The organism is Kitasatospora sp. NPDC004669 (assembly GCF_040609455.1).
GTDB lineage: Bacteria > Actinomycetota > Actinomycetes > Streptomycetales > Streptomycetaceae > Kitasatospora.
This window is the reverse complement of sequence record NZ_JBEXKB010000046.1, coordinates 66,979-73,433: the sequence shown is the minus strand read 5'-3', so window position 1 is coordinate 73,433 and position 6,455 is coordinate 66,979. Positions and strand designations below refer to the sequence as shown.

Below are 6,455 nucleotides of genomic sequence, written 5' to 3'. Positions count from 1 at the left end.
AGCTAAGCCTCACAGCGCCGATGGTACTGCAGGGGGGACCCTGTGGGAGAGTAGGACGCCGCCGAACAATTCTTCAGAAAAGGCCCACCCGGCTTGTCGGGTGGGCCTTTTCGCATTTCCGGACCCTCCCGATCGGCAGGTGTTGCTCCGACCACCGGTAGGTAGTCCTAGGTCCACCTCGGATTTGGGGTGCCATGGCCAGTGTCCCGGTCGGGTCGTTCGTGAACACTGATGAAGGACGATCGGTACCGGCATCAGGAGCTTGCGTGACCACAGTGACTCGTACGAGCGGCACATCCGTACGTGCGCAGACCCGGGCAGCCTTCGAAGCCGGCGGCCAGGGGCTGGCCCGGCTGGCTCAGGTGGTGCTGGCCGCGATCCCGGGGTTCGTGCTGCCGGTGGCGGCGGCCATCCTCACCGGGGTGCTGACGGCCCAGTTCCTGGGGTACTACTACGCGGCGTCCCTGGTCACGCTCGGGGCCGGCGCGGTGGCCGGCTCGGTGGTGGCCACCGCTTACGTCCGCAAGACCGCGGACCGCACGCGCGGGTTCCTGGAGCGCTGGTACGGCATACGTCTTCCGGTGGCCTACGAGCCGCGGCCGGAGCTCGAGTTGGACGACCGCGGCCACTGGTGGACGGGGTACTCGTATCACCGCTCGCGGGTGGTCGCGAAGTATGCGCAGCTGGTCCACTGTGGCCTGCGGGACCGCACCACCCGCGCTGAGCTGGCCTGGCTGGTGGTGAATCCCGTCCTCGCCGTCGCCCTGGCCGGCCCGGTGGCCCTGCTGCTGGTGCTGGGTACGGCCTACACCCTGGCGGGGCCGGTTCCCGGGGCCGGCTACGGCCCGCTGAGCCCGCGCATGACGTCGATCCTGCTGAGCAGCGTGGTCGGCATCGGCATGATCGTCGCCGGGATACTCGTGGCACCGTACGCGGTGCGCGGGTACGCGGAGGCAGCCCGCCGGGTGCTGGACCAGGACGGCCGGGCGACGCACGCCCAGCTGGCCAAGCGGGTGGCCGAGTTGACCGAGACGCGGGCGGACGCGGTGGGCAACCAGGCGGCCGAGTTGCGGCGGATCGAGCGCGATCTGCACGACGGCGCCCAGGCTCGGCTGGTCGCGATCGGGATGACGTTGGGCACCATCGAGCACCTGATGGACACCGACCAGGCGGCAGCACGGGAGCTCCTCTCGGAGGCCCGGCAGTCCTCGGCCCGGGCATTGCAGGAGCTGCGCGACCTCGTCCGCGGTATTCACCCGCCGGTGCTCGCCGAGCGCGGACTGGGCGATGCCGTCCGGGCGTTGGCGCTGGACAGCGCGTTGCCGACCGAGGTGTTCGTCAGCCTGCCGGACCGGTTGCCGGCCCCGGTGGAGGCGGCCGTGTACTTCAGCATCTGCGAGCTGCTGGCCAATGCGGCCAAGCACTCGGGGGCGGACCAGGTGTGGGTGGACATCCTGTACCGGGCCGGGTTCCTGCGGGTCTCGGTGACGGATGACGGTGTGGGCGTGGCGGATCCTTCGCGGGGCACGGGCCTGCGCGGGGTCGAGCGTCGATTGGGTACCTTCGACGGTGTTCTCGCCATCGACAGCACGTCGGGCGGTCCGACCACCATCACCTTGGAGTTGCCGTGCGAGTTGTCCTCGCCGAGGACCTCTACCTCCTTCGCGAAGGCCTGATCCGTCTGCTGGAAGCGCACGGCTTCACCATCGCGGCTGCCGTGGAGACCGGCCCCGAACTGCTGGAGGCGCTGCTGACCCACCGCCCGGACGTCGCCGTGGTCGACGTCCGGCTGCCCCCGACGCTCACCGACGAGGGACTGCAGGCCGCGCTCAAGGCCCGCCGGGAGATCCGGGGCCTGCCGGTGCTGGTGCTGTCCCAGCACGTCCAGCAGCTGTACGCGCGGGAGTTGCTGGCCGACGGCACGGGCGGGATCGGCTACCTGCTGAAGGACCGGGTGTTCAACGCCGGGCAGTTCATCGACGCGGTCCGCCGGGTGGCGGCGGGCGGGACGGCGATGGACCCGGACGTGATCGCCAAGTTGATGCAGACCACCTCGCGCCGACCCGGCCCGCTGCTCGGGCTGTCCCCGCGCGAGCGCGAGGTGCTGGAGCTGATGGCCGAGGGCTGTTCCAACTCGGCGATCGCCGCCCGACTCTCGGTGAGCGACGGTGCCGTGGCCAAGCACATCGCCAACATCTTCAGCAAGCTCGAACTCGCCCCGGACGAGGACGCCAACCGCCGGGTGATGGCCGTGCTTGCCTACCTCAACGGCACGGCCGGGCAGAACCACTGACGGTCCGCCCGACCCCGGCGGGCGGGGTGCTCCACACTGTGACACTCCAGCCTGCGGAAACGCTGAAACATGCGTACGAGTAAACTCCGATGGGCCGAGCCCGGAGGTTGCTCAGCCGTCCGGCATCCCGACTGGCGGGACCCGGCAGCCGAGGCGCGTACGCCAGCGGCCGACATCCAGGGGTTGATAGACGTAATGGCACGCCCAACGCTCACCAAGGCCCATCGTGGCCTGCTCGGCCTGGTTGCGGCCGGCGCCTGCATCATCTCGGGCATCGGTTTCGCGGGCTCGTACAACGCGGTGCGCGAGCTGGCCCAGGAGAAAGGTTTCGGTGCCTTCTCCTACGCCTTCCCGATCGGCGTCGACGCGGGCATCGTCGTGCTCCTCGCCCTCGACCTGGTGCTGACCTGGCTGCGGATCCCCTTCCCGATGCTGCGTCAGACGGCCTGGCTGCTGACCGTCGCCACCATCGCCTTCAACGCGGCTGCCTCCTGGGGTGACCCGCTCGGCATGGGGATGCACGCGGTCATCCCGGTGCTGTTCGTCGTCGTGGTCGAGGCCTCCCGGCACGCGGTCGGCCGGATCGCGGCGATCACGGCGGACCGCCACATGGAGTCGGTCCGGGTGATGCGCTGGCTGCTCTCCCCGGTGCCGACCTTCCGGCTCTGGCGGCGGATGAAGCTGTGGGAGCTCCGCTCCTACGAGGAGGTCATCAGGCTGGAGCAGAACCGCCTGGTCTACCGCGCGCAGCTGCGCTTCCGGTACGGCCGCGGCTGGCGCCGCTCGGCGCCGATCCAGGCGCTGCTGCCGCTCAAGCTCGCCAAGTTCGGCGTTCCGCTGGACCCGTCGCTGCTCGACCGGCTGGACGAGGAGGCCCGCGAGCGCGAGGCCAAGGAGGTCCAGGCGGGGAATAAGGCCAAGGAGCTCGAACTCCAGCTCCAGCAGAGCCGCGCGGCCACGGCGATCGCCCCGGCGGTCCCCGCCGCCGCGGGCCCACAGCAGGGACCCCAGCACCCGCAGCAGGCCCAGCATCCTCAGCCCGAACCGGCCCAGGTCCAGGCCCAGCCACAGCCGCAGGCCTCCGCCGAGGTCCAGGCCCCCGCGCCTGCCGCGCCGATGTCGCCCGAGGTCGCCGCGCCGATGCTGGCCAAGCTGCACGCCGTCCGGCTGCGTGCCGCCCAGGAGCCGGAGGAGGCGGCCGAGGCCGCCCCGCAGGCGCGCGGCGAGGAGCTGAACGTCTGGACCGAGCGCCCGGTCCGCACTACCGGCCATTCGGCCGACCCCGCCCCGGGCGGGCGGGTGCCCGGCCAGGCCTCGCCGTGGTTCAAGCCGCCGCGCCCGGTCGCCGAGGAGCCCGTGCCCGCCCCGGCACCCCGGCCGCAGGCCCAGCGTCCGGCCGCCCCGCAGCCCGAGCCGACCGTGGAGCCGCAGTCGGCCCCGGCCGCCCAGCACGCCCAGACCGAGCGGTCGACCCAGCCCGAGCAGCCCGCTGCGGCCGAGGAGCCTGTCCAAGCCGAGCAGCCCGAACACCGCCCGGCGACCGCGCCCCTCGACCAGGACATCGCCTACGACGCGCTGGTCTCGTACATGGACAACCACGGCCACCAGCCTGACCCGCAGCGCCTCGCCGCCTGGCTGACCACCGAGTACGGCATCACCGGCAAGGGGCCGGACGGCTCGGTCCACCCCAAGGAGGTCGCCGAGCTCTACCCGCTGCTGCGCGACCGTTACGCCGCCGCCGGGAGGGACTGAGCCCGCGCCGACACGGTCCGGCCACCGCTCGGTCGGCCATTGACGCCCGACCCCGCCGGAGCTACCTTCGCATCAACAAATTGTTGAAGCGAAGGTTCGGCATGGATTCGGCATGGAGGAGTGCGGATGTCGCAGGTCGAGGTCGAGGTCGAGGTCGACGGAACCGGGCCGACGGGTGGGGCCTCCTTCTCCGCCGCCGCCCGCGCCGTCGTGGAGGCGCTGCTCGCCCCGGTGGACGCCGATCTGGCGCGCCGCTACCCGGGCGACTCCGGCACCCGGCAGCCGGTGCACACCGTCTACGTCCCGGCCGACGCCTTCGGCGCCGACACCGTACTGGACTGGGGCCGCCAGGCCCTGGAGGCCTTCGACACCCACGCAGGTAGCCCCGCCGAGCTGGCCCGCGCCCTCGGCGTCGCCGACGACGAACTGCTCGCCGACGTGCACGCCCGGGTCCGCGCCAAGCTGCAGCACGAGCCGATCGAGGACCTGCGGATCGACTTCGAGGACGGCTACGGCCCCCGCCCGGACACCGAGGAGGACGCCGCCGCCGTCCGCGCCGCCGAACTGGTCGCCGCCGCGGTGGCCGAGGGCAGCGCGCCGCCGTACATCGGCATCCGGGTCAAGTGCATGGAGGCGCCCGTCCGCGCCCGCGGCATCCGCACCCTGGAGCTCTTCCTCGCCACCCTGCTGGCGAACGGCGGCCTGCCGGACGGCCTGGTGCTGACGCTCCCCAAAGTCACCTACGCCGAGCAGGTCACCGCCCTGGTCCGGCTGCTGGAGGACTTCGAGCGCCGTGCCGGGCTGGCGGCCGGCCGGATCGGCTTCGAGATCCAGATCGAGACCACCCAGGCCATCCTCGGCCCGGACGGCCGGGCCACCGTCGCCCTGATGATCGAGGCCGCCGAGGGCCGTGCCACCGGCCTGCACTACGGCACCTTCGACTACAGCGCCTCCTGCGGGGTCAGCGCGGCCCACCAGGGCATGGACCACCCGGTCGCCGACCACGCCAAGGCGGTCATGCAGGCGGCCGCGGCCGGTACCGGGGTCCGGCTCTCCGACGGCTCGACCAACGTCATCCCCACCGGTTCCACCGAGCAGGTGCACGCCGCCTGGAAGCTCCACCACGACCTGGTCCGCCGCTCGCTGGCCCGCGCCTACTACCAGGGCTGGGACATGCACCCGGCGCACCTGCCGACCCGCTACGTCGCGGTGTACTCGTTCTACCGCGAGGGCCTGGCGGCCGCCGCCGCCCGGCTGGCCGCGTACGTCGCCAAGGCGGGCGGGGACGTGATGGACGAGCCGGCCACCGCCCGGGCGCTCAGCGGCTACCTGCTGCGCGGCCTGGACTGCGGCGCCGTCGACCCGGCCGAGGTCACCGCGCTGACCGGCCTCGACCGCGCGCAGCTGGACGCCCTGGCCGGCCGCTGACCCTCAGGCCGCTGACCCTCAGGCCGCCAATCCTTCGGCCGCCGATCCTTCGGCCACTGACCCGTGGGCCACTGACCGCCGACCCGCCGGCCGCGCGCCAACTAGGCTGGCGGTGCCGCCCCGGACACCCGGGGTGCGCGCCGCCAGCCGTCGCCGTTCCCGGGAGAACCACCGCGCCATGTCCGCCACGCCGGAACCGACCACCAGGCCGTACCTCACCATCCGGCGGGCCGGCAGCCACGAGATCGAGATCAAGAAGTCCCGCTTCATCTGCCACCTGGCCCGGGTCCCCGACGAGGACGAGGCGCAGGCCTTCATCGCCGGCATCCGCAAGCAGTACTGGGACGCCCGGCACAACTGCACCGCCTTCGTGGTCGGCGAGGAGCAGCGCCGCGAGCGCTCCAACGACGACGGCGAGCCCGGCGGCACGGCCGGGGTGCCGATGCTGGAGGTGCTGCGTCGGCGCGGTCTGACCGACACCGTCGCCGTGGTGACCCGGTACTTCGGCGGGATCAAGCTCGGAGCCGGCGGCCTGGTGCGGGCGTACGGGAACGCGGTGTCGGAGGCGGTCGACGAGATCGGCCTGCTGGAGCGGCGGCCGGTGGCGCTGCTCGCGGTGACGGCGGACCACGTGCGCGCCGGGCGGGTGGAGAACGACCTGCGGGCCGCCGGGTACGTGGTGAGCGACCTCGCCTACGAGGCCGCCGGGGTGCGGATCGAGGTGGGCGTGCCGGAGGCGGAGGTGGCCGGTTTCCATACCTGGCTGGCCGAGGCGACCGGCGGTACCTCGGTGGCGGTCCCGGCCGGCCGAACCTATGTCGAGGTGCCGGTCTGACCCGTAGCTCCCGCGGGTCCCACAGATCCCAAGGATCCCATCGGGTGCACGACCTTCCGGACACATGTTCGGCCAGATCGCGTCCGGTCCGTTTCGGCGCTCGGAGGGCCTGCCTAGCCTGATCCGGCCGTCGATCAGGAAGCCGCC

Annotated in this window: 5 protein-coding genes; all 5 read left to right on the top strand. The window is 72.6% G+C overall.

Annotated elements, in window-relative coordinates:
- The first annotated feature begins 266 nt into the window (after nucleotides 1-266).
- Nucleotides 267-1,676 (top strand): histidine kinase, encoded by a 1,410-nt coding sequence (locus ABZW30_RS31410; protein WP_355674608.1) that lies wholly within the window; start codon nucleotides 267-269, stop codon nucleotides 1,674-1,676.
- Entirely contained in the window at nucleotides 1,628-2,293 is a 666-nt protein-coding gene (locus tag ABZW30_RS31405) for a response regulator transcription factor (protein ID WP_355674607.1), read from the top strand. Before ABZW30_RS31410 ends, ABZW30_RS31405 begins: the two co-directional genes overlap by 49 nt.
- A 195-nt stretch (nucleotides 2,294-2,488) precedes the next feature.
- A complete protein-coding gene (locus ABZW30_RS31400) occupies nucleotides 2,489-4,045 on the top strand; it encodes a DUF2637 domain-containing protein (protein WP_355674606.1) in 1,557 nt (518 codons plus the stop codon).
- Nucleotides 4,046-4,171: 126 nt separating this feature from the next.
- Entirely contained in the window at nucleotides 4,172-5,473 is a 1,302-nt protein-coding gene (locus tag ABZW30_RS31395; RefSeq protein WP_355674605.1) for an aldolase/citrate lyase family protein, read from the top strand.
- 178 nt (nucleotides 5,474-5,651) lie between these two features.
- Nucleotides 5,652-6,308: a YigZ family protein gene (locus ABZW30_RS31390; RefSeq protein WP_355674604.1), complete on the top strand. Its 657-nt coding sequence runs from the start codon at nucleotides 5,652-5,654 to the stop codon at nucleotides 6,306-6,308.
- The last annotated feature ends 147 nt before the right edge of the window (nucleotides 6,309-6,455 follow it).